The sequence below is a fragment of the Falsiroseomonas algicola genome (assembly GCF_011040385.1).
Lineage (GTDB): Bacteria > Pseudomonadota > Alphaproteobacteria > Acetobacterales > Acetobacteraceae > Falsiroseomonas > Falsiroseomonas algicola.
Genome location: NZ_JAAIKB010000017.1, coordinates 43,067 through 67,351, shown reverse-complemented (window position 1 = coordinate 67,351; position 24,285 = coordinate 43,067). Strand labels below are relative to the sequence as shown.

Genomic DNA, 24,285 nt, shown 5'->3' with positions numbered 1-24,285 from the left:
ATCCGCGCGACGATAGGGGCCACGCGCGATGATTGACAATCGGTCACGCGGCCATTGCCATGGCCTCATGCCAGGACATGTCGATCGCGCCCGCGCGGCGCGGATGATGGAGGCAGCGGGGCTCGATGCCCTGCTCGTCGTCTCGCCGGAGGCCTTCGCCTGGGCCACCGGCGCCCCTGCCGGTGTCGCGGCCGGCTGGCGCCGCCTCGGCGCCGCGCTCGCCGTCATCCCCGCCGATCCGTCGCTTCCCGTCGGCGCCGTGGCCAGCGACCTCTTCGCCCCGGCCGCGGAGGCCGCCGGCTGCACGCCGCTCCGCACCCACGCCATCTGGCCGGAGGCGCTGTCGCTCCGCGCCGTGATGCGGGACGACGCCAGCGCCGCGGAACTGGTCGCGGCGGCCACCGCCCACCGCCCCCCCGGCTTCGCCCGCCCCGCCACCTTCGACCGGGAGGCGGCGCTGGCGGAACTCCGCGCCCTGCTGGCCGACCAGCGCCTCGATACCGCGCGCCTCGGCGTGGAGCTTTCCGCCGTCCCCGCCCTCGACCTGCTGGCGCTGGAAGCCGCCATCGCCCCCGCGCGCCTCACCGACGCCTCCGCGCTGCTCGACCGCCTCCGGTCCCACAAATCCCCGGCCGAGATCGCCCTGCTCCGCCAGGCCGGCGCCATCACGGAATCCGCCTTCCACGCCTTCGTCCCCGCGATGCGGGAGGGTGCCACGCGCGCCGCGCTCGGCCGCCACTTCCTCGATCTCGTGCAGCAGCACGCCGGCGCCGCCACCGCGCCGCTCACCGCCTGGGAGTATGTCGGCTTCGGCACCTCCCCCTGGTCCAGCCCCGGCGGCCTCCAGCAGGGCGACGTCATAAAGGTCGATGTCGGCGCCGTCGTCGGCGGCTATTCCGCCGACCTCGCCCGCACCTTCACCCTCGGCCCCGCCCCCCGCCTGGCGAAGGAGGTCTTCGCCCCCCTGCTCGACGCCTTCGAAGCCGGCCGCACCCTGTTCAGGCCCGGCACCGCGCTGCGGGACATCCATGCCACCTGCCTCCGCATCGTGCGCGAGGCCGGCTTCCCGAGCTACGCTCGCGGCCATTTCGGCCATGGCCTCGGCGCCTCGATCTGGTCGGAGGAATGGCCCTTCACCGCCGCCGACAGCGACGTGGTGCTGGAACCCGGCATGGTCATGGCTTTCGAGCTGCCCTGGTATCTCGACGGCATCGGCGGCTTCATCGTGGAGGACATGCTCCTGATCACCGACCACGGCGCCGAGACCCTCGCCGGCGCCGGCCTCCCCCGCGGCCTGGTCGAACTCTGACGCCACCAGGGGCGTTGCATCGGCCTCACCGTGCCGGGGGCGCCAACCATGTCGGGATCAATGCCAGAGGGCCGCTTCGCCGTGGTGCGCATGCTGGCGCAGGGCTGGTGGCTGTTCCTGCTGCGCGGCGTGGCCGGCATCCTGTTCGGCCTGCTGGCCCTCGTCGCCCCCGGCCTTGGCCTTGCCTTCGTGCTGGGTTTCCTCGCCGCCTTCCTGCTGGTGGAGGGCATCGCGACCCTCCTCCAGGCCGCGCGCGGCACGCCGGACCCGGTCGGCAACCGCTCCCGCACCTGGCTCTGGATCGACGGCATCGCCTCCACCCTCGCGGGCGTCGGCGTGCTGGTCATGCCCGGCGTCTCCGCCGTGCTGCTGGTGGTGATGGTCGGTGCCTGGGCCGCCATCGTCGGCGCCATGCGGCTCGTCATGGCCTTCCGCGCCGGCGACGTGTTGATGGGCCTGCTTGGCGCCCTCGCGGTCTTCGTCGGCGCCTGGATGGTCGTGGCACCCGGGCCTGGCATGCTGGCCCTGGTCTGGCTGGTCGGCCTCCAGGCGCTGGTCACGGGAGGGCTCTTCCTCGCCATCGGCTGGCGGCTGCGGCGGATCGCGAAGGACCCGCACGGGCCCGCCCCCTAAAGCACTATCCGATCAAGCTGACTCAGCTTGGTCGGATTTCGTGCTTTAGAAGAAATAATTGATAGCGCACGAGATCCGTCCAACGGGACGGATCGTGCGCTAGGCGTAGATCACGTCATCCGCGGTCAGGCCGGTCACGCCGCGCAGCCAGATCTCCCCCTGGCTGCCGTCGAAGCCCGTGATGTGGACCATCACGCCCCCGGCGCGGATGTCCCAGGACACGGCCTCCGGCGCGATGCCCTCGAAGCGCAGCAGGTCCTGGCCCTGGGCGAAGTCCAGCACCTGGTCCCGCGCCGCGCCGAGCCCCGCATCCAGCCCGAAGGCCGCCGGCGCGGCGGTGAAGCCGAAGACGAAGACGTCATGGCCCGCGCCGCCCGTCAGCCGGTCAGCGCCCAGCCCGCCCACCAGCACGTCGTCCCCATCGCCGCCGACCAGCCGGTCATTGCCCCATTCGCCGAGCAGCAGGTCGTTCCCCGCTCCGCCTTCCAGCAGGTCATCGCCGCCGGCGCCCTGGATGACGTCGTCCCCCGCACCGCCATTGAGCCGGTCCGCCCCATCGTCGCGCGCCAGGAAGGCACCGCCCTGGCCGGGGCCCGGGAACAGGCCGCTGCCCGTGATGGTGTCGTTGCCCTCGCCACCCTGGACCGTGTCGGAGCCGTAGCCCGCGAAGACCACGTCATCGCCGCCCAAGCCCAGGATCACGTTGCCGCCGCCCGGCACCTGGCCCGCCGGATCACCCAGGATGATGTCGCCCTCCTGCGTCCCCCGCAGCCGATCCGCCCCCACCAGCCCCGTGATAACCGCCATGATCCATCTCCGCGCAATGGATCGTATACTATACACTTGCGCGGGATTGGCGCCCCCCGGCGCCAGCACGACCGCGTGTGCGAAGCCGCCTACCGCGCGGGCGGCGCCAGGACCTTCGCGGTGTGGTTGCAATGCTCGATCGCCGGGCAGCGCCAGCATTCCGGCATCCGCGCCTTGCAGACGTAGCGGCCATGCAGGATCAGCCAGTGATGGGCATCCCGCAGCATCTCCGGCGGGCAGCGCTTCACCAGCCCGTCCTCCACCTGCCGCGTCGTCTTGCCCGGCGCGATGCCGGTGCGGTTGCCCAGCCGGAAGATGTGCGTATCGACCGCCATCGTTTCCTGCCCGAAGGCCACGTTGAGCACGACATTCGCGGTCTTGCGGCCGACGCCGGGCAGCGCCTCCAGTGCCTTGCGGTCCTCCGGCACCACGCCGCCATGGCGGTCCAGCAGCAGCTGGGACAGGGCGACGACGTTGCGGGCCTTGCCCTGCCACAGGCCGATGCGGCGGATGTGCTTCGCCACGCCCTCCACCCCCAGCGCCACCATGGCGGCCGGCGTCGCCGCTTCCTCGAACAGCGTCGCCGTCGCCTTGTTCACCGCGACATCGGTGGTCTGGGCGGACAGCGCGACCGCGACCAGCAGCGTATAGGCGTCACGGAAATGCAGCTCCGTCTCCGGCGCCGGGTTGGCGGCCGCCAGCGCACGCAGGAAGGCGGCGGCCTGCTCCGCCTTCATCACCTTGGCGCGACGGGTGCGGGGTGCCGCCTTGGGTGCCGCCTTGGGCCTGGCGGGTTTGGCCGGGGAGGCCGCGGATTTTTTCGGACGGGGCGATGGCATCTGGGGCATGGCGTTCCCGCAGCCCTACCCCATACTGGAAGGTGATGTCAGCCGCTTCCGACCCGATCCTGTTCGAGGCCGTCAGCACGCCCCCCCGCAGCCTGAGCGACCGGGGCATGCGCTGGCTCGTCATCCTCGCCTGCGCGGGCGCCGCCATCCCCGCGGTGCTCTTCACCCTGCTCGGCGCCTGGCCGGTGCTGCCCTTCCTGGGGATCGAGGTCCTGCTGGTCCTCTTCCTGGTCTCGCTGCATCGCCGCTGGACCCGTGCGGCGGTGGAGGTGGTGCGGCTGACGGAGGGGAAGCTGCATGTCGCCACCGCCGATGGCCGCGGTGGCCGCCGCGTGGCGGAGCTGGAGCCCTATTGGACCCGCGTGCGGCTGGAGGAGGAGGGGGGATCGCCCCGCCTGATGCTGGTGCAGCGCCACCGCCGGGTCGAGGTCGGCACCTTCCTGGCGCCGGATGAGAAGCGGGACCTCGCCGCCGCGCTGCAGGCAGCCCTCGGCCGGTATCGCAACCCGGTCTTCGACAACCCCCAGCTGCGCTGAACCCGCCCCGAGGGAGAGAGGTCCGAAGACCTACTCCGTCGGCGCCAGGCTCTTGATCAGGTCGAAGACGCGCTTGCGGACGGAAGGATCGGTGATCCGGTAATAGGCGCGGACCAGCTCCAGCGTCTCCCGCCGGTGCAGCGTATCGTCCTCGAAGCCTTCCTGCACTTCCTGGAAGCCGCCGAAGCGCCGGTTCGCCTGGCTGCCGCCCATCTCCGGCGGCATGTCGTCGAAGAAGAAGCCGATCGGCACGTCCAGCACGCGGGAGAGGTCGAACAGCCGGCTCGCCCCGATCCGGTTCACCCCGCGTTCATACTTCTGCACCTGCTGGAAGGTCAGGCCGAGCGCCTCGCCCAGCTTCTCCTGGCTCATCCCCAGCAGCGTGCGGCGCAGGCGCACCCGGCTGCCCACATGCACGTCGATCGGGCTGGGGCGGTGCTCACGCTCCGCCCGCTCGACGACGTCTTCGCTCGCCATGGCCAACACTCCGAACTCCGCGCCAGAAAGGTTACCAACCCTTGCTGGGGCCGTCCTGGCCCGGTTGGGACCCATCGATGCGTGCAAGACGCGGGTCTTCGGGCCGTCCCAAGGGGTATCGACGCGGTAGGACTTTGTCAACTCTTTTGAGAAATCTCATTAAAGTGCACGCCTGCTACGCGCATCACGGCGCATCACCCACCCTTCACCCCCGCCCAGCCCTCCGGCGAGAGCCAAGGCCGGCCGCGATGGCTACCAGCGCGAGTAATGTGAAAGGAATATACAATCCGACGGCGGCGAAGGGAGTCCGGCTGCCCGCGGCCGGCAGCGGCGCCAGCACAACCCCGGTCTCCGCCAGGCCCATCCGCTCCACCTCCCGCCCGCGCGCATCGAAGACGGCGGAAATGCCGGTCTGCGCGGCGCGGGCCAGCGGCAGCCCTTCCTCCACCGCCCGGAGCCGCGCCGTCGCCAGGTGCTGGTGCGGCCCGGCGGAGACGCCGAACCAGGCATCATTCGTGACATTCACCAGGAAGCCCGGCCGCTCCGCCGGCGTCACGGCGCCCGGGAAGATCACCTCGTAGCAGATCAGCCCGCCGAAGCTCGGCAGCCCCGGCAGGCTGATCCGGCGCAGCCCGGGGCCGGGCGTGAAATCCAGCGCCGAGATCACCAGCCGGATCGGCAGCAGGCCGCGCAGCGGCGTGTATTCGCCGAAGGGCACCAGATGCGCCTTGTCATAGGCATCCAGCACCGTCCCCTGCGCATCCAGCGCCACCAGGCTGTTCCAGACCCGGGTCGGCCTGCCATCGGGCGCGAATTCCGCGCGGACGGAGCCCGCCAGCAAGGTCGCCCCCGGCGGCAGGGGGGCGGTGGCCAGCCTTGCCGCGGCCGGGTCATTCGCCAGCAGATAGGGGCTCGCCGTCTCCGGCCAGATCACCAGGATGCGGCTGCCCGGCGCGTCTCGCTGCGCCGCCTGCACGCCGGCCGCGGTCAGGTCGATGTAGCGCTGGAAGATCGGGATGCGGCTTTCCTCCCGCCACTTCGCCTCCTGCGCCACATTGCCCTGCACCAGCACCAGCGCGACCGGCTCCGGATCCGGCTCCTGCGGCAGCAGCCGCGCCACGCCGAAGGCTGCGAACAGCATGACCGCCGCCAGGCTGCCCGCCGCGCCGCGCCAGCCCATCAGCGGTGCCAGCGCCATCAGCAGCGTCGCCAGGCTCAGCCCATGCACGCCGATCCAGGCCGCGGCCTGGATGGGCAGCGCGCCGAAGGCCCAGACCGTGCCGATCAGGTTCCAGGGGAAACCGGTGAAGAGGATGCCGCGCAGCATCTCCGCCGCCACGAAGGCGGCAGAGAAGGCCAAAATGCGCGGCCAGCCCGGCGCCGCCCAGCGCGCCGCCAGCGCCGGCACCAGCGTGAAACCCGCCAGCGGCAGGGCCAGGCCCGGCACCGCGAGCGGCACCAGCCACCAGTAGCGCTCGACCTCCGTCAGGATCGCATTGGTCAGCCAATGCAGCCCGGCAATATGGAAGCCCCAGCCCCAGGCGAAGGCGACCAGCGCCGCCCGGCGGGCGGTCGGCGCCTCCATCGTCATGATGAACAGGCCGGGAAGGGAAACCAGCAGCACCGGCACCGCATGCACCGGCGGCAGGGCCAGGGCCGCGATGGCACCCAACCCGAAGGCGGTCGCGAGCGCCCGCCAGAATCCAGGACCCTCGAGGCGGCGCGTGAGCGCCTCCCGGAGGCGCGCCACGCGACCGCTCATGGGAAGACCCGAATGGCATGATGGGGTAACGGGCGGCCGGCAAAGCCGGCCGAGGCCGCGAATGCGGCCCGCCGCCTATGCGGCGAGCCAAGGCCGCGGATGCGGCCGCCCGGCGCCTGAGGGCACAAAATCAACACCAACGAGTCGCTGCAAGCGGCCGTTGGGATCAGGCGTTGCCGACCTGCTGCGCATTCGGGCCGCGACGGCTCTGCCACAGCGCCACGAAGTCGATCGGCGCCAGCAGCACCGGCGGGAACCCGCCATCGCGCGTCACATCCGCCAGGATGTTGCGGGCAAAGGGGAAGAGCAGCCGCGGGCACTCCACCAGTAGCACCGGCTCCAGATGCTCCTGCGGCACATTGATGGTGAAGACGCCGCAATAGGCGAGCTCGGCGATGAAGCAGGGGGTCTCCCCCACCTTCGCATCGGCGCGGATCTGCAGCGACACCTCATAGACATTGCCGCCGGACTCCACCGGCCGCGCCTGGACGTCGAGCGCCAGGTCCACCCGAGGCTGCTCCTTCAGGGAGACGAAGATCTCCGGCGCACCCGGCACCTCGAAGGAGAGGTCCTTGGTGTACTGGATGTTCAGCTGGATCGGCATGGTGCCGTTCGGATTGGCATTCTGGTCGGACATCGGGATTCCGTCTGGTGCGGTCGGGCGGGGAGCTAGCACGGGTGAGGGGGTGGGGAACAGCAGGAGGCGCTGCCCCCTGCACCCCCGCCAGGGTCGAAGGCGACCCTGGACCGCCGGAAACCGAGAAAAGGCTGGGAACCGAGTCTATGTTCCTGGTATGTTCGGAACGCCAAAAGCCCGGACTCCGCCCGATAGACCCCCGGCACGAAACCCAGGACACCTCGAAAAACGGTGCTAAATGCGCCTAATCGGCTAAAGGCGTAGTAGCCGCCTTCCCAAAGATGAACAATTCCAATGACTTAAGAGAACGGAAATACTACGCCCTAAAAAATACCGGACCTAAATCCCCTAAAGCACAGCGAAAACAACGGGTTGCTTCAGTGGTGCTTCCAGCTGACCTCGGTCAGCGCCGGCTCCGTCGGGTCCACGCGCAGCCAGGTGCCGTTGCCGACGCTCTGGCCGCTCATCGCCAGGATGAAGCCCCAATGCGCCACCACCACCGTCGTCCGCCAATCCGGCAGCGCCGCCATCTCGCCGCGGAACAGCGCGGCCCGGGCCAGCACCTGCTCGGCCGGCTCCTCCACCGCCGGCCACCACACCTCCTCGATATGCGCGAGGTCGAGCGCCGGCCATTCCGCCCGCAGCGCGGTGGCGGGGCTGCCGATGTCGCAGGTGAAGGCGTAGCGTTCGCGGACCAGGGAATTGACCAGCACCGGCAGGCCGAGCCGCCTGGCCAGCGGCGCCGCCGTCTCCAGCGCCCTTGTATAGGGGGAGGCAATGATCCGCGTGATACCTTCCCCCGCCAGCGCCGCCGCCGCCGTCTCCGCCTGTTCATGGCCGAGCGGCGTCAGGCGCGGGTCCTTGATGCCGGGGTCGCGGCGCGTGGCGCTGAAATGCAGGTTGAACTCGCTCTGGCCGTGGCGGAGCAGGATCATGGGGCAGGCGGCTCCTGGAGAGGGCTCTTGCGATAGCGAGAGGCCATGTGCGTCGCAATCGGGGTCCAAAGGGGATCCAGGGCGTTGCGGGTGACCACGGCCGGCCTTAAGTGAGTGAAGAATGAGGAGTTGGCAATGTCCGGCGGCTTTCCTGTCGATCTGATCCTGTTCGCCATGATCGCGGCCTTCCTGGTCCTGCGCCTGCGCAGCGTGCTGGGCCGCCGCACCGGCTTCGAACGGCCGCGGCGGGAGGATGGCGCCGGCTACGACCCGCGCGGTCCCCGCCCGGTGGAGAGCGACCAGCCGACGCTGCCGCCGGCCAGCGTCTCCCCCGCCAGCCAGGCGCGCGTCTCCGTTCCCGATCCGCGCAGCCCGGTCGGCCAGGCGCTGATGCGCATCCGTGGCGTCGACCCGTCCTTCGAGCCCAATGGCTTCCTCGCGGGCGCCGAGGGCGCCTTCCGCATGATCGTGGATGCCTTCGCCCGCGGCGACCGCCAGACGCTGCGCGCGCTGCTGTCCGACGACACCTATGCGGGCTTCGAGGGTGAGATCACCCGCCGCGAGGGTGAGGGCGAGACGCAGCGCAGCGAGGTCCGCGCGATGCAGGAGATGGCCATCGAGGCGGCGGACCTACGCGGCACCGTGGCCGACGTCACCGTCCGCTTCGTCAGCGACCAGGTGAACCTGACGACGGCGCGGGATGGCAGCATCGCCGCCGGGGCCGAGGCGGTGACCGAACTCACCGACGTCTGGACCTTCCAGCGCGACCTCCGCAACCCCGACCCCACCTGGCGCCTGGTTGCCACCAGGAGCGTCTGACCTGGCCGCTCCCTCCCCCGCGCTTGCGGGGGAGGGTCGGGGTGGGGGTCCGCGGCACAGCGTCGCACGGCCTCTGACCCTGCTGCTGGCGCTCACCCTCGCCGCCTGCACTCAGCCCCTTCCCCACCCCATCCCCTTCACCGACCTCCCCGGCTGGTCCTCCGACCGGGTCTCGCAGGCCATCCCCGCCTTCCGCGAAAGCTGCACCGTCCTCGCCCGCATGCCCGCCGATCGTGCCCTGGGTGGCGATGGACCGCTGGCGCGCGATGCCGGCGACTATGCCCCCGCCTGCGCCGCCGCCGCCGCGGTCCCGCCGGATGACGAGCCCGCCGCCCGCGACTTCCTGACCCGCCACTTCACCCCCTGGGCGGTGGGGGAGGGCACGCTGACCGGCTATTTCGAGCCCGAGCTGCGCGGCAGCACAGAGCCGACGCCGGCGCTCTCCACGCCGCTGCTCGCCCGCCCGCCATCGCTCGTGGAGGTCGATCTCGGCAGCTTCGCCAGTGACCTGCGGGGCCGTCGCACGGCCGGGCTGGTGCGGGACGGGCGCCTGCAGCCCTTCCCGGACCGTGCCGCCATCTCGGGCGGTGCCTTGGCGGGGCAGGGGCTGGAGCTGGCCTGGGTCGATCCTGTCGATGCCTTCTTCCTGCACATCCAGGGATCGGGCCGCGTCACCTTCCCGGATGGCAGCGTGCGGCGGCTCGGCTATGCCGCGCAGAATGGCCACGCCTATGTCGCCATCGGCCGCTTTCTGATCGAGAGCGGGGCGGTGGCGCGGGAGGCGATGTCCATGCAGGCGATCCGGGACTGGCTGCGCGCCGCGCCGCCGACGGACGCCGCCGCGCTGATGGCCCGCAACCCCAGCTACGTCTTCTTCCGGGAGCTGACGGGGCTGGCGCCGGAGAAGGGCCCGCTGGGCGCCCTGGGGGCGCCCCTGATGCCCGGGCGGTCCCTCGCGGTGGACCGGACGCAGACGCCCCTCGGGACGCCCGTCTGGGTCGCCGGGAGGGGCCTGGAACGCCTGGCCGTGGCCCAGGATACCGGCGGCGCCATCCGCGGGCCCGCCCGCGCCGATCTCTTCACCGGCTGGGGCGAGGCAGCCGCCGAGGCGGCGGGCCCGATGCGCGACCCCGCCCGCCTCTTCGTCCTGCTGCCGCCGCCAGCCCCCTGAGCCCGGGGTCCCCGCAAGACTGCGCAGCGGCTTTGTGGGGCGTTCTCAGCCCCCTGAGCGGACGATCCGCACGAGCTGCGCGACGTTCTCCGGCGGCGTGATCTTCTCGATCCCATGGCCGAGGTTGAAGACGAAGGGCCGGCCGCGCATGGCGGCCAGGATCTGCCGCGCCTCCGCCTCCAGCGCCGCGCCGCCGGCGATCAGCGCCAGCGGGTCGAGGTTGCCCTGCAGCCCGACATTGGCCGGCACGGCGGAGGCCGCGAAGCGCGGGTCCATGGCGGTATCCATGGCGACGGTGTTCACCCCCGTGCGCTGCGCATACTCGCCGATCAGCGGCCCCGCCAGGCGCGGGAAGCCGATGATGGGGATGGAGGGATGGAGGCGCTTCAGGCTGCGCACGATGGTCGCCGTCGGCTCGATCACCCAGCGGCGGAACTGGCTGGGCGGCAGCATGCCGGCCCAGCTGTCAAACAGCATCAGCGCTTCGGCGCCCGCCTCCGCCTGCGCCAGCAGGTAGTCGGTGGTGGCATCGACCAGGGTGCGGATCAGCCGGCCGAACAGCGCCGGATCGTTGAAGGCCATGCCGCGCGCGGTGTGGAAATCCTTCGACCCATGCCCCTCCACCATGTAGCAGGCGACGGTGAAGGGGCTGCCCGCGAAGCCGATCAGCGAGACCTTGTTCGCATGCTGGTTGAGCGCCGCGCGGGTCAGCCGCACCGTCTCGAAGATCGGCGCGGCGCGTTCCCGCACCTTCTCCAGTTCCAGCGCCGCGACCCCCGCGGCGTCCCGGATGGGGTCGAGGACCGGGCCCTCGCCTTCGGCGAAGCGCAGCCCCTGGCCCATGGCCCAGGGCACCATGAGGATGTCGGAGAACAGGATGGCGCCATCCATGCCGTAGCGGCGGATGGGCTGCAGCGTGACCTCGGCGGCCATCTCCGGCGTGGTGCAGAGCTTGATGAAGCCGCCGGCCTTGGCGCGTACCTCCCGGTATTCCGGCAGGTAGCGCCCGGCCTGGCGCATCAGCCACATCGGCGGCGGCCACACGGCCTCCCCGGACACTGCCCGCAGCAGGGGCTTGTTCTCGCCCGTCGCCGCACCTGCCTCAGCCGTCAAGCCAACCTCCCTCGATCCGTGCCCGCATCCTGCCCGATGGCGCGGCTTCCGGCGACCCATCCATACAAGAAGAAAGAATCCTTAAGAGTCAGGGGTAGATATTGGGGGCTGTGGGCGGTGTGGATCACCGGTCCGGGGCCGTTCATCCACAGCCCTGTCCACGCGAGCTTCGGCGGCCAAGTGCCTGGCCCGGTTCGGCAATCCGGATCATCCCCAGTGGCCCGTCGAAGCCCCCGGGATTCCCCCCGTGTGCCGCGGGATGCGCGGTTCTCCCCACTCCGCCCGGCTTCGGGCTTGACCCCACGGGGTTTTCCCCGTCATCCCCGCTGTCCCCGTTATTCTCCTCAGGCCCCGCCCGGGCAGGGAAGCGCATGCCGATCCGCACGACGAACCTGCACCTGGTGTCGGACAGCACGGGGGAGACGCTGAACTCCATCGCCCGCGCCACGCTGTCCCGCTTCGACGACCCGCATGTGGTGCATCACCGCTGGTCCCTCATCCGCTCGCGCCTCCAGCTCGACCGGGTGCTGGAGGGGATCGAGGCCGAGCCCGGCCCCGTTCTCTTCACCCTGGTCGATCGCAGCCTGCGCCTGGCGCTGGAGGAGCATTGCCGCCGCCTCGGCCTCGAATGCCTCTCGCCGCTGGAGCCGGTGATGGAGCTGCTGCAGAACGCGCTGGGCGAGAGGGCGCGGGAGAAGCGCGGCGCCCAGCATGTGATGGACGCCGACTATTTCCGCCGGATCGACGCCATGCATTACGTGCTGGCGCATGATGACGGCCAGGGCACGGCGGGCATCGCGGAGGCCGATGTCTGCATCGTCGGCGTGTCCCGCAGCAGCAAGACGCCGACCTGCTTCTACCTGGCGAACCGTGGCATCAAGGCCGCGAACGTGCCCCTCGTCCCCGGCGCGCCCCTGCCGCCGGAGCTGGAGACGGCACCCTGCCCCGTCGTCGGCCTGCACATCGAGACCAATGCGCTGATCGAAATCCGGCGCCACCGCCTGAAGCTCATCGGCGCCCATGGCGTGCACCACGACGTGACCGACTATGTGGACCATGAGGCGGTGAAGGCGGAGATCCAGGCCGCTCGGCGCCTCTGCACCGCGCATGGCTGGCCCGTGATCGACGTGACGCGCCGCTCCATCGAGGAGACGGCGGCGACCGTCCTGCAGCTGATGGAAGCCTGGCACGCCCGCCGCGGCCGCGCCGCCCAGGCGCAGCAGCCGGAAGACCCGGCCGCTTCCGTGCTGAAGGCCAGCCCATGATCCAGGCGGAGACGCCAGCCTTGGTGCTGGCCAGCGCCTCCGCCAGCCGCCGCGCCATGCTGGAAGGCGCGGGGCTGCGGTTCGAGGCCATCGCCGCCGCGGTGGACGAGGCCGCCATCAAGGAATCCGCCCAGGCCGAGGGCATCCCCCCCGCCGAGGCCGCCCTCATGCTGGCCGACGCCAAGGCGATGCGGATCGCGACGCGGCGGCCGGAAGCGCTGGTCATCGGCGGCGACCAGCTGCTGACCTGCACCATCGACGGCGTGGTGCGCTGGTTCGACAAGCCCATCGGGCTGGAGGGCGCGCGGGACCACCTCCGCACCCTGCGCGGCCGCCGCCACGAACTGGTGACGGCAACCGTCGCCTGGCGCGGCGGCGAGCGCATCTGGCAGGATGTCTCGACACCCCGGATGACGATGCGCGACGTCTCCGACCAGTTCATCGAGGACTACCTGGCGCTGGAGGGCGAGATCCTCTGCTCCTCCGTCGGCGCCTATCGGGTGGAGGGGCCGGGCATCCAGCTCTTCAACCGGATCGAGGGCGAGCACAGCGCCATCCTCGGCTTGCCCCTGCTGCCGCTGCTGCGCTTCCTGCGGCAGCACGGGGTGCTCTCGGCCTAATCCCCAACGGGCAGGAAGATGAAGACCACCGCGGCGACCAAGCAGAGGCCGGCGGCGATGAAGTTCCAGCGGATGGTCTCGCCGAGGAAGGTCACGCTGAAGACGGCGAAGACCGCCAGCGTGATCACCTCCTGCATCACCTTCAGCTGCTGGCCGGTGAAGGTGCCGTAGCCCAGCCGGTTGGCGGGCACGGCCAGGCAGTATTCGAAGAAGGCGATCCCCCAGCTCACCAGGATGGCCAGCCACATCGGCCAGGACGGCGCCTTGAGGTGCCCGTACCAAGCGAAGGTCATGACGATGTTGGAGAACAGCAGCAGGATCGGCGTGGCGTAGAGGGCGGACATGCGGGCAGGCCTTCGGGTCTGGACGAGGCGCGAAGGTGACGCCGCGCCCGTGATCGCGGAAGGCCCGCGCCGCATCACAGCGCTGCGCCCGTCACGCCTCTGGCGACGCCCGCCGGTCCGGCGGCGGCAGCCGCCACAGCAGGAACAGCATCACCCCCATGGCGGGCAGCGCGGCCAGCGTCGTCAGGACGAAGAAGCTCGACCAGCCCAGTGACTGCGCCAGCGCGCCGGCCGTGGCGCCCAGGCTCCGCAGCGGCACGGCGGCCAGCGACGACAGCAGCGCATATTGCGTGGCGCTGAAGCTGCGGTTCACCAGGCCCGAGAGGTAGGTGAGGAAGGCGGCATCCGCGAGGCCGTCAGTGAAGTTCTCGATCCCCACCTGCGCGAAGAGCATCGGGATGTCCCGCCCGCCGCCGACCAGGGCCAGATACATCAGGTTGGACAGCATCTGGCCGAGCCCGGTCAGGATCAGCGCGCGGCCGATGCCGATGCGGCCGATCAGCCAGCTTCCCGCCAGCGCGCCGGCCAGCGTGGCGCCGAGGCCGAAGACGGTCCCGACCATGGCGAGGTCGTCACGCGTGAAACCCTCCGACCGGTAGAAGACGGTCAGCGGGATGCTGGCCAGCGCCTCCCCCAGCTTGAACAGCGCGATGAAGACCAGGATCGCCAGCCAGTAGCGCCGGCCCATGAAGTCGAGGAAGGGGGCGACGACGTTCTGGCGCAGCCGCTCCGCCCAGCCCATCGGCACGGCGGGCGCCACCACGCCCTCCCGCCCCGCCAGCGTGGCGGCGATGCCGACCAGCATCAGTGCCGCCGCGTAGAGATAGGCGCCGGACCAGCCGATATGGGCCACCAGCAGCAGGGTGCCGGCGCCGCTGGCCAGCAGCGCCAGGCGGTAGCCCCAGACATAGGCCGCCAGCCCATACGCCTGGCGTTCGTCATCCTCGCCCAGCATCTCGATGCGCCAGGCATCGATGACGATGTCCTGGCTGGCGGAGAGGAAGGCGACCAGCACGGCCAGCGCCACTGTCAGCTCCGCGCCGCCGGCCGGGTTGGTCAGGCCGATGCCGGCGATCGCGGCCATCAGCGCGAGTTGCAGGATGATCAGCCAGCCGCGCCGCCGCCCCAGCAGCGGCGGCCGCACCGCGTCGAAGAAGGGGGACCAGAGGAACTTGTTGGCGTAGGCGAGGCCGATGAAGGCCGTCAGCCCGATGGCGGAGAGCGACATGCCGCTCTCCGTGAACCACTGCCGCAGCACCTGCCCCGCCGCCAGCGGCAGCGGCAGACCCGCGGAGAAGCCAAGCGCCAGCATCAGCAGAAAGCGCCGATCCCGGAACAGGGGGGCACTGAAGAAGCGGCCGCGGCGCGGGAGGGCAGTGTCGTTCATGCGCGCACTCTCGCCACGACGCGGTGCGCGCCGCCAGCCCCCCAGACGCTTTGCCTGGCGCGGATCAGCCGCGCTCGAGGTGCCGGGTCAGCGATTCCCGCGCCTCCCGCAGCCGGCCGAGCAGCCGGGCCGGGGTCACCAGCCGCATCCCCGGCGGCGTCGGCTGCATCAGCACCGTGCCGCCCGGCACCAGGCCGAGCGTGCCGCGAAGCGGCCCGGGCAGGGTCAGGCGCCCCTTCCGGTCCAGCGTCGGCAGGCGGATGTTGCCCTCCGGCTTCTCTGCGCCGGCCGGGGAGACGCGCAACTCGTCATCCTCCAGCACCACCCGGAGCGGCTGGTTCGGCAGCAGGCCGGTGGCGGCGCGCAGCGGTGGCGGCAGCAGGACCCGCCCGCGCGCATCGATCCGCAGGCGATGCGGCTTCTCGGCCGCCACCGGCGGCGTTCGCGAAGCCTCGTCGAGCTCCGGCCGGTCCTGGTCTCGCGTGTCCATGCGGGTCCCGTATCATCGCCTGGGTTGAGTGTGGCGCAGATGCGGCCCGTTTCGCAAACGGCGTGGATGAAGGGCGGTTTGACGTCGATGCGCCCCCCACGCATGGGTGTCGCGCCCAGCCTGCACGTCGCGCAGGTGGAATATCCTTGGGTGCATCCGACCAGCCGTGTAGGATTTTGCCCAGGTCCAGCGGGTGCCCCCTACCCTGCGGACTGGCCGCCCGCGGCGCGCTGCACCCCCCCCGAACCGGACCTCCTCCGGCGGTGCGCCGCGGGCGCCCCCCCCCAGGTCGTTTGATCCAGGGTCCCTAATCCGGTGTCGCTGTGTCCAGGTCTGCCGCGGTGAAGGCGGCGGGCAGCAGCTGGCCGATGGTCGTGGCATGGGGCGCGCCGGCGGCATCGCGGGTCAGCACGCGCAGCGATCCATCCGGCGAGAATTCGGACAGCACCTGGCGGCACATCCCGCAGGGGCCAAGCGCGATGCCGGCGGGACCGGCGATGGCGATGGCCGTGAAGCGCCGATGCCCGGCCGCCACGGCGGCGACAACGGCCGTGCGCTCCGCGCAGATCGTCGCGCCGTAGCTGGCATTCTCCACATTGCAGCCCGGGATCACGACGCCGCCTTCCGCCAGCAGGGCGGCGCCGACGCGGAAGCGCGAATAGGGGGCATGGGCGCGTTCGCGCGCCGCCTCGGCCTGCCGCATCAGCGCGGCATCATCGATCGGATCCATGCGCGCGATGGGACGGGCGACGCGCGCTGGCGTCAACCGCAGCCGGCGCCCTGGCGCGTCACGCCGATGACGCGGCCCTGCTGCAGTTCGAAGGTGCTGGTGCAGCTGCGCGGGGCGCCGCCACCCCCGAAGCCGAGCCCGATCCCCGTCCCGAACGCCGTGCCGCTGCCCCAGCCACCGCCGAAGCGGCCGACACCGAAGCCGATGGAGGGTGTGACGGAGGGCCCGGAGCCGCCCTGCTGCTCGAAGGTCAGGAAGCGCCTGCCCTCGGCCTCGTAGCTGCCGGTCGGCACGCCGAGCCGCTGGACCAGCTCCGCCTCCGTCAGCCCGGTCGCATCCAGCGGCGGGGCCGGCTGCGCGCAGGCGGCCAGGGCGACCAGGGGAAGGAGAAGCGGCAGGATGGGACGCATCGCTCGGTTCCGGGGCAAGGCAGCATCAACGCGCCGCCGCCGCCGGGGATGCAGGGTTCAGCGTTCCGGCCCGAACTCGATGCGACGGATGCCGAAGAAGCGCAGCCGGCGGCCATCGATGGCGAGAGTGCCGCTCACCACCTGCGCCCGCCCCGCCTCGTCGGGGAAGGTGACCGCGCCATCGGCGCCGATGAGCAGGGCGAGGCCGCGCCGCGCGCCATCCTCGCCTGAGAGGCGCAGCGTGCCGATGAGGCTGGCGGCGGTCAGGGAGGGAAGGTTGAGGACATCGATGCCGCGGCCGCCATGCACCACGTCGTCGCCGTCATCGGGGCACCAGGAATGGCAGGCGGCCGTCGTTCCGTCCCGCTCCGCCGCCAGTTCAGGGGCGCTGGTCTGCCAGGTCATCATCGTCATTCCTGCAACGGGCCCACGCCGGGGAGGGGCGGGCTTCCTTGCGCCGGAAGCTAGGCCGCGAGGGGTGGCCCTGGCCAAGAGACAGGCCCGATCGCCGGCTTCGGCGAATCCTATGGGCCCCGCGGCCCCATCCCCCGTTCCGTGCGGGCAGAAAAAAAGGCGAGGGCCCTGCGGCACCTCGCCTTGTTCCCGTCAGGAGGGGGCGGCTTACGCCGCCTCGCTCTCCGCCCGGCGCGCATGCTTCTTGCGCTCATGCGGGTCGAGGTAGCGCTTGCGCAGCCGGATGGCGGAGGGCGTGACCTCCACCAGCTCGTCATCCTCGATGTAGGAGATGGCCTGCTCCAGGCTCATCCGCCGCGGCGGCGTCAGCAGCAGCGCCTCATCCTTGCCGGCGGCGCGGATGTTCGTGAGCTTCTTCTCCTTGATCGGGTTCACTTCCAGGTCGTTGTCCCGGGAGTGTTCGCCAAGGATCATGCCGACATAGACCTTCACGCCCGGATCGACGAAAAGCTGCCCGCGCTCCTGCAGGTAGAACAGCGCGTACTGGATCGCCTCGCCATCGGAGTTGGAGATCAGGGAGCCGTTGCGGCGGCCCTCGATCACGCCGGCCCAGGGCTGATAGCCCAGGAACAGCCGGTTCATCATGCCGGTGCCGCGCGTGTCCGTCATGAACTCGCCATGGTAGCCGATCAGGCCGCGCGACGGGATGTGGAAGGTCAGCCGGACCTTGCCACCGCCGGAGGGGCGCATGTCCTGCATCTGGCCCTTGCGGATGGAGAGCTTCTCCACCACCACGCCCGAATAGCCCTCATCGACATCGACCAGGACTTCCTCGTAGGGCTCCTCGCGCTCGCCGGTCTCGGCGTTCTCCCGCGTCAGCACGCGGGGGCGGCCGATCGTCAGCTCGAAGCCCTCGCGGCGCATCGTCTCGATCAGCACGCCGAGCTGGAGTTCGCCGCGGCCCGCCACCTCGAAGGCGTCCACTTCCTCGGACACCTTCACCTTGATGGCGACGTTGCCCTCGGTCTCCTTGAACAGTCGGTCGCGGATCTGGCGGCTGGTGACCTTCTTGCCCTCGCGGCCGCCGAGCGGGCCGTCATTGATGCGGAAGGTCATGGCGAGCGTCGGCGGATCGACCGGGATCGCCGGCAGCGGCTCCGTCACCTCGGGGGCGGCGATCGTGTCCGGGATCGTCGCGTCGGACAGGCCGGCGATGGCGATGATGTCGCCCGCCTGCACCTCATCCACCGGCACGCGGTCGAGGCCGGAGAAGGTCATCAGCTTGGTCAGGCGGCCGGACTCGACCACCGTGCCGTCCTGGCGCAGCACGCGGACGGGCATGTTCAGCCTGGCGGTGCCCTGCTCCACGCGGCCGGTCAGGATGCGGCCGAGGAAGTTGTCGGCCTCGAGGATCGAGGCGTTCATGGCGAAGGGCTTCTCGAGGTCCACCTTCGGCGCCGGCACATGGCTCAGGATCAGGTCGAACATCGGGCCCAGGTCCTTGCGCGGCCCGTCCATGGACAGGTCGGCCCAGCCCTGGCGGCCGGAGGCGAACATGGTGTGGAAGTCCAGCTGCTCATCCGTCGCGCCGAGGGCGGCGAAGAGGTCGAAGACCTCGTTGTGCACCTCGTCCGGGCGGGCGTCCTGGCGGTCCACCTTGTTGATGACGACGATCGGCTTCAGGCCGCGGGCCAGCGCCTTGGTCAGCACGAACTTGGTCTGCGGCAGCGGGCCTTCCGCCGCATCGCAGAGCACGATGGCGCCATCGACCATGGACAGGATGCGCTCCACCTCGCCGCCGAAATCGGCGTGGCCGGGCGTGTCCACGATGTTGATCTTCACGCCCTTCCATTCCACCGCGGTGGACTTGGCCAGGATGGTGATGCCGCGTTCGCGTTCCAGGTCGTTGCGGTCCATGGCGCGTTCGGCCACGACCTGGTTGGCGCGGAAGGCGCCGGCCTGCTTCAGCAGGTTGTCCACCAGCGTGGTCTTGCCGTGGTCGACGTGGGCGATGATCGCGACGTTGCGGATTTCCATGGGTACAGTCCGACTTCCGGTTCGGGCCGACCCCGGGCGCCCCGCGACGAGCCACCGGACGGCGGCCATCACAGGCGCAAAGCGGGCCCTTTGACTTGATGCGGCGCACACATAAGGGCGCCCGCTGGAAAAAGCGAGCAAGAACCGCGCCCCGGGACCGGGCGGCAGCCCTGCGTCCCGGTCACGGCCGCGCGGGTCGGGGTCAGCCGGGCGCCTTGGAGGAGCTGGGCGGGATATCGCCGGGCTGCGGGGCGGCGCGCGGGTATTCCGCATCGGGGCCCATCGGCACGGGCGGGCTGGCGGTGCCGCCGACCGGCATGTCCTGCGGCGCGATGCCGGGCAGCGGCACCGGCCGGAAGGGCGGAGGCGGGGAGGCGGCGGGCATCGGCTCCGGCGCGGGCTCGGCCGCCATGGCGGGGCGGCGATCCAGCCAGGACAGCGCCTGTTCGATCCGCGCCGCCGCGGCCGCGCGGTCCCGCTGGCCGAGCGCGGCGCGGGCCGCGGCGATCTGCCCGATGGCGCCGCCCTGTTCCGGCCGGTCGGCCTGGCTGGCGAGTTCGGAGCGCGTCAGCAGCCGCGCCTCGGCACGCTCCAGCAGGTCCTGCGCCTCCCCCAGCCGGCCGGCGGCGACGGTCTGGCCCGCCAGGCGCAGCAGCGTCGCGGGGTCGTCGATGCTCTCGGAGAGGGAGGGCGCGCGCGGCACCGCGCGGGGCGCGGGCCGGTCGGCGGCGATGCCGGCGCCCGTGCCCTCCTGCGCCAGGATCGGCGCGGGCAGCAGCAGGGCGAGGACGAGGAACGGGGCAAGGCGGGCAGGCATGGCGGTTCTCCGGGGCAGGGCTTTCGCCTGCCCGCAGAACCCCCGCCTGCCCGGGGGGTTCCTTACCCCGGTGCCGACTACCCTTGGGCGACCAGCGCCTTCAGGTCGGCCTGCGGGCGGGCGCCGAAATGGCTGATCGCCTCCGCCGCCGCCACGCTGCCCCAGCGGCCGCATTCCGGCAGCGCCTTGCCATGCGCCATGCCGGCCAGGAAGCCGGCGGCATAGGCGTCGCCGGCGCCGGTGGTGTCCACCACCTTGGTCGGCACCGCGGCGATGTCGAAGCGCTCCGTGCCCGCGATGATCACGCTGCCCTTCTCGCTCCGGGTCACCGCGGCCAGCGCCACCTCCTGCCGCAGCTGGTCGAGGGCGGCGTCGAAATCCTCGGTCTCGTAGAGCGACAGCAGCTCGGCCTCATTGGCGAAGAGGATGTCGGTCTCCTCCTTCACGAAGCCGCGGAAGGCGGCGCGGTGGCGGCCGACGCAGAAGGCATCGGAGAGCGTCAGCGACACCCTCCGACCGGCTGCGTGAGCAGCCTGGGAGGCTTTCCGAAAGGCGGCCTGCGCCGCCGGCGGGTCGAAGAGGTAGCCCTCGAGATAGGTGATGGCGGCGGAGGCGACCTCGGCCTCGTCCACGTCGTCAGGGCCGAAGGTGACGCAGGCGCCGAGGAAGGTGTTCATGGTGCGCTGGCCGTCGGGGGAGACGAGGATCAGGCAGCGCGCGGTCGGCGCGCCGCCGACCAGCGGCGCGGTCGGGAAGCGGACGCCGGCGGCGCGGATGTCATGCGCGAAGACCTTCCCCAGCCCGTCATCCGCCACCTTGCCGAGATAGCCGACGCGCGCGCCGAGCGCCGCCGCCACCGCGCAGGTATTGCCGGCGGAGCCGCCGGAGCTTTCGACACCGGGTCCCATGGCGGCGTAGATCGCCTCCGCCGTCGCGGCATCGATCAGCGCCATGCCACCCTTCGGCATGTTGTGCTCGGCGAGGAAGCTGTCCTCCGCGCGGGCCTGGACGTCGACGATGGCGTTGCCGATGCCGAGCAGGTCGAGCGTGGGGAGGGAGGGGTTGGTCATGGGGCGGGGAACCTCGCGCAGGCGTCAGGGGGGATCAGGCGGCCGGAAGTTGCCGGAAGGGGCGCGCCGCCGCTAGTGCCCGTGGATGGTCAGAGCCCTGTTGCTGGCGTTTCGCCAGCTGCCCGATCCCGCCTTCCGCAAACCGGTGCTGCTGGGGGCGGCGGGGGCGCTGGCGGGGCTGGTGGCGATCGCGGCCCTGGCGTCCTGGGGGCTGGGGGAGCTGGCATCCGGCACCGGCTGGTTCGCCGGCGTCGCCGCGGCCGCGGGGGGCGTGCTGGTCCTCTTCTCCGCCTGGTGGCTCTTCGTGCCGCTGCTGCTGGCGGTGTCCGGCCTGTTCCTGGATGGCGTCGCGGCGGCGGTGGAGCGGCGGCACTACCCGGCGCTGCCGCCGCCGAGCGGCGCGTCGCTCGCCGGGCAGGCGTGGTCCAGCACGGTGCTGGCGGCGAAGATGGCGGGGCTGACGCTGATCCTGCTGCCGCTCTCCCTGCTGCTGCCGATGGTGGGCGTGGTCGGCCTCTGGGCCGTGGCGGCGATCGGACTCAGCGAGGGGCTGTTCGAGGGGGTGGCGCTGCGGCGGATGGACCGCGCGGCGGCCGAGGCGCTGCGCCAGCGCCGGCGATCCGCCATCTGGGCGCTGGGTGGCGCGCTGGCGGCGATGGCGGCGGTGCCGCTGCTCAACCTGCTGGTGCCGGTGCTGGGCACGGCCGCGATGACACACCTGTTGCACGGCAGCGATGCGCCCGCGAAACCAAGGGAATCCGGGGGATGAGTCTGTGGACAAGTGCGGGAGAAGGGCTTCCCGCCGTTGTCTCCGCGCGCCCCCGCGTGTTAGCCCGGTGCCGAGTACGGGCATGGCGGGGGCAGCGCCCGGCAGGCGGATCGGGGCGACCCGGCCGTGCTGCGTGGCGCGGCCCGGATGCCGCAGCCATTGAAGCCGGGACTGAAGGGGGACGATCATGAATGTCTTTGGCCGCCGCCGCGACGAGAAGCCGGCCGCGGATCCATCCGACCCCCAGCCCGCCACCGTGCCGACCACCCGCGACCCCGACCTGGGCGCGCCTCCGTTCCGACCCTCCAGGGATGCCTCCACCATGAGCCTCGCGCCGAAGCCCCCCTCCCCCACGCCGTCCATGCCGGGTGGCCCGACGCCGCCGGCCGGCACGGCGATCCCGCCGCGCCCGCCCCAGATGGGCGGCGCCATGGGCGGCGGCATGCCCGCCGGCCAGCCCAGCGCGCCGACCATGCCGACGCCGCGCCCGAGCAGCCCGGACCGCCGCACGCTGGTCGTGGGCCGCGGCATCAGCCTGCAGGGCACCGTCGCCGATGCCGAGCGCCTGGTGGTCGAGGGCACGGTCGAAAGCCAGATGATCCAGGCGACCGAGCTCTCCATCAGCCAGACCGGCGTCTTCAAGGGTGAGGTCCAGGTCGAGGATGCCGAGATCGCCGGCACCTTCGACGGCACGCTGACCGCCCGCGGCCAGCTCGTCATCCGCGGCACCGGCCGCGTCATCGGCGTGGCGCGCTGCCGCCGCCTGATGGTCGAGGATGGCGGCCAGATCTCCGGCCGCATGGAGATGCTGGGCGACACGCAGGTTCCCCCCGGCCCGGCGCCCCGCGCCTACGCCGAGGGCTGAGGCCCCTGGCCCGGGGTGGGGTTCACGCCCTGCCCCGGCGGATGCCCGCCGTGATGCGACGCTTCCTTCCCCTGCTGCTGCTGCCGCTGGCCGGCTGCGTGGCCCAGCAACCCTCCGACACCGCCCAGGTGTTGCAGGAAGCGCTGGCGACGCACCAGGCCAGCCTGGCCGGCATCGCGCCGCGCCCGGCCGGGGCGGGTGGCGAGGGGACGGAACCCGCGACGGTCGCGCCCATCGTGGCCCGGCCGGCGCCGCCGGGCAGCCCGCCCACGCTGGCAGGCCAGCTCGTCGGCCAGCCGCCGGAGGCGGTGACCCAATGGCTGGGCGAGCCGCGGTTGCGGCGAACCGAGGGCGCCGCGGAGATCTGGCACTACCAGGCGCCGCAGTGCCATCTGGACGTGATCCTGTACCGGGAGGACGGGCCGCGCCCCGCCCTGCGCGTTGCCCATGCCGCGGCCCGCGCCGTCGGCACCGCCCGGCGCGGCGAGGCGGCCTGCCTGCGGGACATCGCCCGCGGCGCCGCGCTGCGCCCGACCGGCGCACCGCTGGCGGAAGAGGCCCGGGCGGGAGCTTGAACCGGGGGCTACAGGTACTTGCCCCGCTCCATGATCTCCAGCGTGTACTCCTTGTAGCTCATCCCCAGCTCCTCGGCCCGCGCGAGCCGGCGCAGCGCGATCTCCGGCGGGGGCGTCTTCCAGGCCTTGCGATGGGCGCGCTTCCACAGGAACAGGCGGCCGCCGCCGGGATCCGGCTCCTCCTCCAGCGGCGGGCCGCCGTTGTGGCCGATGCCGGGAGGGAGGCTCACGCCGCGAGGTCGCGGTAGAAGAAGATGCTCCCGCAGGGGCGGCCATCCGGATGCAAGGCGAAGCGCGGGATGGTGCCGACCGGGATCCAGCCGAGGCGGCGGTAGAGCCGCTCCCCGTCGCCGCCCTCCGCCGTGTCCAGCACCAGCAGGGTGCGCCCTTCCTGGCGCGCCAGGGCCTCCGCCGCGCGCATCAGCGCCGTGCCCAGGCCACGCCCCCGCGCGGCACGGCGGACCAGCATCTTGGCGATCTCGCCGCGATGCGGCTGGTTCTCCGGCATGCCCAGCAGCAGCTGCACCGTGCCGAGCACGGCGCCACCCTCCTCCGCCACGAACAGCGCGCGATCCCCGGCCGCGACGCCCTTCGCCACGCCTTGCCAGAAGGCGAGCGCCCGTCCGGGGTCCAGCGGATGCATGAAACTCACGGAAGCACCGCCCGCCACGCAATCCACCAGCACCTCGGCCAGCACCGGCGCCAGGGCGGCGGCCTCCGTCGCATCGAGGCGACGGATGGGGGGGAGGGCGTCTCGGTTCATGGCTGGTTCCGTGCTGCCGATGTGACTATGATGGACGCATGTCCACCATGCAAGACGATCCCGCTGCGGCGCAGCAACCGGACCCCGCTGCGGAGCAGCAACCCGATGACGCCGCGCGCCGCCTCGCGGAGCGGCTGCGGCTGGAGCGCGAGGCACGGGGCTGGTCGATCGCGGAGCTCGCCGCGCGGTCCGGCGTCTCCCGCGCCATGATCAGCAAGGTGGAGCGGGCGGAGGCGAGCCCGACGGCGGCGCTGCTCGGCCGCCTCTCCGGCCCCTTCGGCCTGACGCTCTCCGGCCTGCTGGCGCGGGCGGAGGCGGCGCCTTCCGGTGGCGTGGTGGCGCGGGTGGCCGACCAGGCGCGGTGGCGGGACCCGGGCACGGGGTATCTGCGCCGGCAGCTTTCGCCCCTCGGCGCGGATCCCGAACTGGTGCGGGTGGAACTGCCGCCGCTGGCGCGCGTGCCCTACCCCGCCGAATCCTATGCCCTGATCCGGGGTCAATGCGTCTGGCTGCTGGAGGGCACGCTGCTGTTCCATGAGGGGCGCGTGACGCACCGCTTGGAGCCCGGGGATTGCCTGGCGCTCGGCCCGCCGGCGGATTGCGCCTACGAAAACCCCTCCGCCACGCAGCCCTGCCTCTACGTCGTGGCGCTGGCGCGGCGCTGAGGCTTCGGGGAAACAGG

29 protein-coding genes are annotated in these 24,285 nt (G+C 72.0%); 11 read left to right on the top strand and 18 right to left on the bottom strand.

All coding sequences use genetic code 11. The features are described 5' to 3' along the window. Nucleotides 1-67: 67 nt before the first annotated feature. A complete protein-coding gene (locus tag G3576_RS26970) occupies nucleotides 68-1,309 on the top strand; it encodes a M24 family metallopeptidase (RefSeq protein WP_164697591.1) in 1,242 nt (413 codons plus the stop codon). A 48-nt stretch (nucleotides 1,310-1,357) separates the two neighbouring features. Next, complete coding sequence (locus tag G3576_RS26965; protein ID WP_164697590.1) at nucleotides 1,358-1,942, top strand: HdeD family acid-resistance protein; 585 nt, start codon at nucleotides 1,358-1,360, stop codon at nucleotides 1,940-1,942. 99 nt (nucleotides 1,943-2,041) lie between these two features. On the opposite strand, the gene G3576_RS26960 is transcribed toward G3576_RS26965, so the two are convergent. Together G3576_RS26960 and nth are read right to left on the bottom strand one after the other, a co-directional pair. Continuing rightward, complete coding sequence (locus G3576_RS26960) at nucleotides 2,042-2,749, bottom strand: calcium-binding protein (protein WP_164697589.1); 708 nt, start codon at nucleotides 2,747-2,749, stop codon at nucleotides 2,042-2,044. Nucleotides 2,750-2,838: 89 nt separating this feature from the next. Next, the gene (nth, locus tag G3576_RS26955; RefSeq protein WP_164697616.1) at nucleotides 2,839-3,486 is read right to left on the bottom strand and encodes an endonuclease III; all 648 of its coding nucleotides are present in this window, start codon (nucleotides 3,484-3,486) and stop codon (nucleotides 2,839-2,841) included. Between the two features lie 146 nt (nucleotides 3,487-3,632). Between nth and G3576_RS26950 the strand changes: the two genes are divergently transcribed. Further along, nucleotides 3,633-4,133: a DUF2244 domain-containing protein gene (locus G3576_RS26950; RefSeq protein ID WP_164697588.1), complete on the top strand. Its 501-nt coding sequence runs from the start codon at nucleotides 3,633-3,635 to the stop codon at nucleotides 4,131-4,133. Nucleotides 4,134-4,163: 30 nt separating this feature from the next. Here G3576_RS26950 and G3576_RS26945 read toward each other — a convergent pair whose 3' ends face one another. The 4 genes from G3576_RS26945 to G3576_RS26930 form a co-directional block, all read right to left on the bottom strand. Further along, nucleotides 4,164-4,610: a helix-turn-helix domain-containing protein gene (locus tag G3576_RS26945; RefSeq protein ID WP_164697587.1), complete on the bottom strand. Its 447-nt coding sequence runs from the start codon at nucleotides 4,608-4,610 to the stop codon at nucleotides 4,164-4,166. 205 nt (nucleotides 4,611-4,815) lie between these two features. Then, nucleotides 4,816-6,360 carry an apolipoprotein N-acyltransferase gene (lnt, locus tag G3576_RS26940; protein ID WP_328729917.1) on the bottom strand — a complete coding sequence of 515 codons (1,545 nt, stop codon included), beginning with the start codon at nucleotides 6,358-6,360 and terminating at the stop codon, nucleotides 4,816-4,818. Nucleotides 6,361-6,538: 178 nt separating this feature from the next. Further along, nucleotides 6,539-7,009 (bottom strand): protein-export chaperone SecB, encoded by a 471-nt coding sequence (secB, locus tag G3576_RS26935; RefSeq protein WP_164697585.1) that lies wholly within the window; start codon nucleotides 7,007-7,009, stop codon nucleotides 6,539-6,541. A gap of 377 nt (nucleotides 7,010-7,386) precedes the next feature. Next, a complete protein-coding gene (locus G3576_RS26930) occupies nucleotides 7,387-7,944 on the bottom strand; it encodes a histidine phosphatase family protein (protein WP_164697584.1) in 558 nt (185 codons plus the stop codon). A gap of 135 nt (nucleotides 7,945-8,079) precedes the next feature. Between G3576_RS26930 and G3576_RS26925 the strand changes: the two genes are divergently transcribed. Both G3576_RS26925 and mltA read left to right on the top strand, forming a co-directional pair. Next, nucleotides 8,080-8,763: a Tim44/TimA family putative adaptor protein gene (locus G3576_RS26925; protein ID WP_164697583.1), complete on the top strand. Its 684-nt coding sequence runs from the start codon at nucleotides 8,080-8,082 to the stop codon at nucleotides 8,761-8,763. 220 nt (nucleotides 8,764-8,983) lie between these two features. Beyond that, nucleotides 8,984-9,934 carry a murein transglycosylase A gene (gene mltA / locus G3576_RS26920; RefSeq protein WP_328729914.1) on the top strand — a complete coding sequence of 317 codons (951 nt, stop codon included), beginning with the start codon at nucleotides 8,984-8,986 and terminating at the stop codon, nucleotides 9,932-9,934. A gap of 45 nt (nucleotides 9,935-9,979) precedes the next feature. Here the strand turns inward: mltA and hemE are convergent, their stop codons facing one another. Continuing rightward, nucleotides 9,980-11,047: a uroporphyrinogen decarboxylase gene (gene hemE / locus G3576_RS26915; protein ID WP_268888590.1), complete on the bottom strand. Its 1,068-nt coding sequence runs from the start codon at nucleotides 11,045-11,047 to the stop codon at nucleotides 9,980-9,982. Between the two features lie 371 nt (nucleotides 11,048-11,418). Between hemE and G3576_RS26910 the strand changes: the two genes are divergently transcribed. Both G3576_RS26910 and G3576_RS26905 read left to right on the top strand, forming a co-directional pair. Continuing rightward, on the top strand, nucleotides 11,419-12,312 hold the full coding sequence (locus tag G3576_RS26910) for a pyruvate, water dikinase regulatory protein (RefSeq protein WP_164697581.1): 894 nt from the start codon (nucleotides 11,419-11,421) through the stop codon (nucleotides 12,310-12,312). Beyond that, on the top strand, nucleotides 12,309-12,932 hold the full coding sequence (locus G3576_RS26905; RefSeq protein WP_164697580.1) for a Maf family protein: 624 nt from the start codon (nucleotides 12,309-12,311) through the stop codon (nucleotides 12,930-12,932). Before G3576_RS26910 ends, G3576_RS26905 begins: the two co-directional genes overlap by 4 nt. Here G3576_RS26905 and G3576_RS26900 read toward each other — a convergent pair. The 9 genes from G3576_RS26900 to G3576_RS26860 form a co-directional block, all read right to left on the bottom strand. Further along, on the bottom strand, nucleotides 12,929-13,276 hold the full coding sequence (locus G3576_RS26900) for a DMT family protein (protein WP_164697579.1): 348 nt from the start codon (nucleotides 13,274-13,276) through the stop codon (nucleotides 12,929-12,931). The genes G3576_RS26905 and G3576_RS26900 overlap by 4 nt on opposite strands. Before the next feature lie 91 nt (nucleotides 13,277-13,367). After that, nucleotides 13,368-14,663, bottom strand: a complete 1,296-nt coding sequence (locus tag G3576_RS26895) for an AmpG family muropeptide MFS transporter (protein WP_164697578.1) — start codon at nucleotides 14,661-14,663, stop codon at nucleotides 13,368-13,370. Nucleotides 14,664-14,727: 64 nt separating this feature from the next. Beyond that, nucleotides 14,728-15,153, bottom strand: a complete 426-nt coding sequence (locus G3576_RS26890; RefSeq protein WP_164697577.1) for an AbrB/MazE/SpoVT family DNA-binding domain-containing protein — start codon at nucleotides 15,151-15,153, stop codon at nucleotides 14,728-14,730. A 307-nt stretch (nucleotides 15,154-15,460) separates the two neighbouring features. After that, nucleotides 15,461-15,883, bottom strand: a complete 423-nt coding sequence (locus tag G3576_RS26885; RefSeq protein ID WP_164697576.1) for a cytidine deaminase — start codon at nucleotides 15,881-15,883, stop codon at nucleotides 15,461-15,463. A 32-nt stretch (nucleotides 15,884-15,915) separates the two neighbouring features. Further along, complete coding sequence (locus G3576_RS26880) at nucleotides 15,916-16,293, bottom strand: hypothetical protein (protein ID WP_164697575.1); 378 nt, start codon at nucleotides 16,291-16,293, stop codon at nucleotides 15,916-15,918. Between the two features lie 57 nt (nucleotides 16,294-16,350). Then, the gene (locus G3576_RS26875) at nucleotides 16,351-16,701 is read right to left on the bottom strand and encodes a hypothetical protein (protein WP_164697574.1); all 351 of its coding nucleotides are present in this window, start codon (nucleotides 16,699-16,701) and stop codon (nucleotides 16,351-16,353) included. Nucleotides 16,702-16,914: 213 nt separating this feature from the next. Then, the gene (gene typA / locus G3576_RS26870) at nucleotides 16,915-18,744 is read right to left on the bottom strand and encodes a translational GTPase TypA (protein WP_164697573.1); all 1,830 of its coding nucleotides are present in this window, start codon (nucleotides 18,742-18,744) and stop codon (nucleotides 16,915-16,917) included. 202 nt (nucleotides 18,745-18,946) lie between these two features. Further along, nucleotides 18,947-19,561, bottom strand: a complete 615-nt coding sequence (locus G3576_RS26865) for a hypothetical protein (protein WP_164697572.1) — start codon at nucleotides 19,559-19,561, stop codon at nucleotides 18,947-18,949. A gap of 77 nt (nucleotides 19,562-19,638) precedes the next feature. Then, the gene (locus tag G3576_RS26860) at nucleotides 19,639-20,631 is read right to left on the bottom strand and encodes an adenosine kinase (RefSeq protein WP_164697571.1); all 993 of its coding nucleotides are present in this window, start codon (nucleotides 20,629-20,631) and stop codon (nucleotides 19,639-19,641) included. Between the two features lie 100 nt (nucleotides 20,632-20,731). Here G3576_RS26860 and G3576_RS26855 point away from each other — a divergent pair, with 100 nt between their 5' ends. From G3576_RS26855 to G3576_RS26845, 3 genes are all read left to right on the top strand, one after another. Next, on the top strand, nucleotides 20,732-21,400 hold the full coding sequence (locus tag G3576_RS26855) for an EI24 domain-containing protein (RefSeq protein ID WP_235952477.1): 669 nt from the start codon (nucleotides 20,732-20,734) through the stop codon (nucleotides 21,398-21,400). 322 nt (nucleotides 21,401-21,722) lie between these two features. Then, complete coding sequence (locus tag G3576_RS26850) at nucleotides 21,723-22,265, top strand: bactofilin family protein (RefSeq protein WP_164697569.1); 543 nt, start codon at nucleotides 21,723-21,725, stop codon at nucleotides 22,263-22,265. 53 nt (nucleotides 22,266-22,318) lie between these two features. Further along, entirely contained in the window at nucleotides 22,319-22,840 is a 522-nt protein-coding gene (locus tag G3576_RS26845) for a hypothetical protein (protein WP_207623056.1), read from the top strand. Nucleotides 22,841-22,848: 8 nt separating this feature from the next. Here G3576_RS26845 and G3576_RS26840 read toward each other — a convergent pair whose 3' ends face one another. Together G3576_RS26840 and G3576_RS26835 are read right to left on the bottom strand one after the other, a co-directional pair. Next, a complete protein-coding gene (locus G3576_RS26840) occupies nucleotides 22,849-23,070 on the bottom strand; it encodes a hypothetical protein (RefSeq protein ID WP_164697568.1) in 222 nt (73 codons plus the stop codon). Continuing rightward, nucleotides 23,067-23,603 (bottom strand): GNAT family N-acetyltransferase, encoded by a 537-nt coding sequence (locus tag G3576_RS26835; protein WP_164697567.1) that lies wholly within the window; start codon nucleotides 23,601-23,603, stop codon nucleotides 23,067-23,069. Before G3576_RS26835 ends, G3576_RS26840 begins: the two co-directional genes overlap by 4 nt. A gap of 38 nt (nucleotides 23,604-23,641) precedes the next feature. Between G3576_RS26835 and G3576_RS26830 the strand changes: the two genes are divergently transcribed. Then, the gene (locus G3576_RS26830; RefSeq protein ID WP_328729908.1) at nucleotides 23,642-24,268 is read left to right on the top strand and encodes a helix-turn-helix domain-containing protein; all 627 of its coding nucleotides are present in this window, start codon (nucleotides 23,642-23,644) and stop codon (nucleotides 24,266-24,268) included. Nucleotides 24,269-24,285 lie beyond the last annotated feature (17 nt).

What these genes read in the sequence shown, in the direction of transcription:
- G3576_RS26875 (WP_164697574.1), bottom strand. Translation starts at nt 16,701, where the DNA reads ATGATGACCTGGCAGACCAGCGCCCCTGAACTGGCGGCGGAGCGGGAC.
- G3576_RS26845 (WP_207623056.1), top strand. Translation starts at nt 22,319, where the DNA reads ATGCGACGCTTCCTTCCCCTGCTGCTGCTGCCGCTGGCCGGCTGCGTG.
- G3576_RS26930 (WP_164697584.1), bottom strand. Translation starts at nt 7,944, where the DNA reads ATGATCCTGCTCCGCCACGGCCAGAGCGAGTTCAACCTGCATTTCAGC.
- G3576_RS26830 (WP_328729908.1), top strand. Translation starts at nt 23,642, where the DNA reads ATGTCCACCATGCAAGACGATCCCGCTGCGGCGCAGCAACCGGACCCC.
- G3576_RS26905 (WP_164697580.1), top strand. Translation starts at nt 12,309, where the DNA reads ATGATCCAGGCGGAGACGCCAGCCTTGGTGCTGGCCAGCGCCTCCGCC.
- G3576_RS26945 (WP_164697587.1), bottom strand. Translation starts at nt 4,610, where the DNA reads ATGGCGAGCGAAGACGTCGTCGAGCGGGCGGAGCGTGAGCACCGCCCC.
- secB (WP_164697585.1), bottom strand. Translation starts at nt 7,009, where the DNA reads ATGTCCGACCAGAATGCCAATCCGAACGGCACCATGCCGATCCAGCTG.
- G3576_RS26860 (WP_164697571.1), bottom strand. Translation starts at nt 20,631, where the DNA reads ATGACCAACCCCTCCCTCCCCACGCTCGACCTGCTCGGCATCGGCAAC.
- mltA (WP_328729914.1), top strand. Translation starts at nt 8,984, where the DNA reads ATGCCCGCCGATCGTGCCCTGGGTGGCGATGGACCGCTGGCGCGCGAT.
- G3576_RS26850 (WP_164697569.1), top strand. Translation starts at nt 21,723, where the DNA reads ATGAGCCTCGCGCCGAAGCCCCCCTCCCCCACGCCGTCCATGCCGGGT.
- G3576_RS26865 (WP_164697572.1), bottom strand. Translation starts at nt 19,561, where the DNA reads ATGCCTGCCCGCCTTGCCCCGTTCCTCGTCCTCGCCCTGCTGCTGCCC.
- G3576_RS26900 (WP_164697579.1), bottom strand. Translation starts at nt 13,276, where the DNA reads ATGTCCGCCCTCTACGCCACGCCGATCCTGCTGCTGTTCTCCAACATC.
- G3576_RS26885 (WP_164697576.1), bottom strand. Translation starts at nt 15,883, where the DNA reads ATGGATCCGATCGATGATGCCGCGCTGATGCGGCAGGCCGAGGCGGCG.
- G3576_RS26960 (WP_164697589.1), bottom strand. Translation starts at nt 2,749, where the DNA reads ATGGCGGTTATCACGGGGCTGGTGGGGGCGGATCGGCTGCGGGGGACG.
- G3576_RS26925 (WP_164697583.1), top strand. Translation starts at nt 8,080, where the DNA reads ATGTCCGGCGGCTTTCCTGTCGATCTGATCCTGTTCGCCATGATCGCG.
- G3576_RS26910 (WP_164697581.1), top strand. Translation starts at nt 11,419, where the DNA reads ATGCCGATCCGCACGACGAACCTGCACCTGGTGTCGGACAGCACGGGG.
- G3576_RS26895 (WP_164697578.1), bottom strand. Translation starts at nt 14,663, where the DNA reads ATGAACGACACTGCCCTCCCGCGCCGCGGCCGCTTCTTCAGTGCCCCC.
- G3576_RS26835 (WP_164697567.1), bottom strand. Translation starts at nt 23,603, where the DNA reads ATGAACCGAGACGCCCTCCCCCCCATCCGTCGCCTCGATGCGACGGAG.
- nth (WP_164697616.1), bottom strand. Translation starts at nt 3,486, where the DNA reads ATGAAGGCGGAGCAGGCCGCCGCCTTCCTGCGTGCGCTGGCGGCCGCC.
- G3576_RS26880 (WP_164697575.1), bottom strand. Translation starts at nt 16,293, where the DNA reads ATGCGTCCCATCCTGCCGCTTCTCCTTCCCCTGGTCGCCCTGGCCGCC.
- typA (WP_164697573.1), bottom strand. Translation starts at nt 18,744, where the DNA reads ATGGAAATCCGCAACGTCGCGATCATCGCCCACGTCGACCACGGCAAG.
- G3576_RS26970 (WP_164697591.1), top strand. Translation starts at nt 68, where the DNA reads ATGCCAGGACATGTCGATCGCGCCCGCGCGGCGCGGATGATGGAGGCA.
- G3576_RS26890 (WP_164697577.1), bottom strand. Translation starts at nt 15,153, where the DNA reads ATGGACACGCGAGACCAGGACCGGCCGGAGCTCGACGAGGCTTCGCGA.
- G3576_RS26950 (WP_164697588.1), top strand. Translation starts at nt 3,633, where the DNA reads ATGTCAGCCGCTTCCGACCCGATCCTGTTCGAGGCCGTCAGCACGCCC.
- G3576_RS26965 (WP_164697590.1), top strand. Translation starts at nt 1,358, where the DNA reads ATGTCGGGATCAATGCCAGAGGGCCGCTTCGCCGTGGTGCGCATGCTG.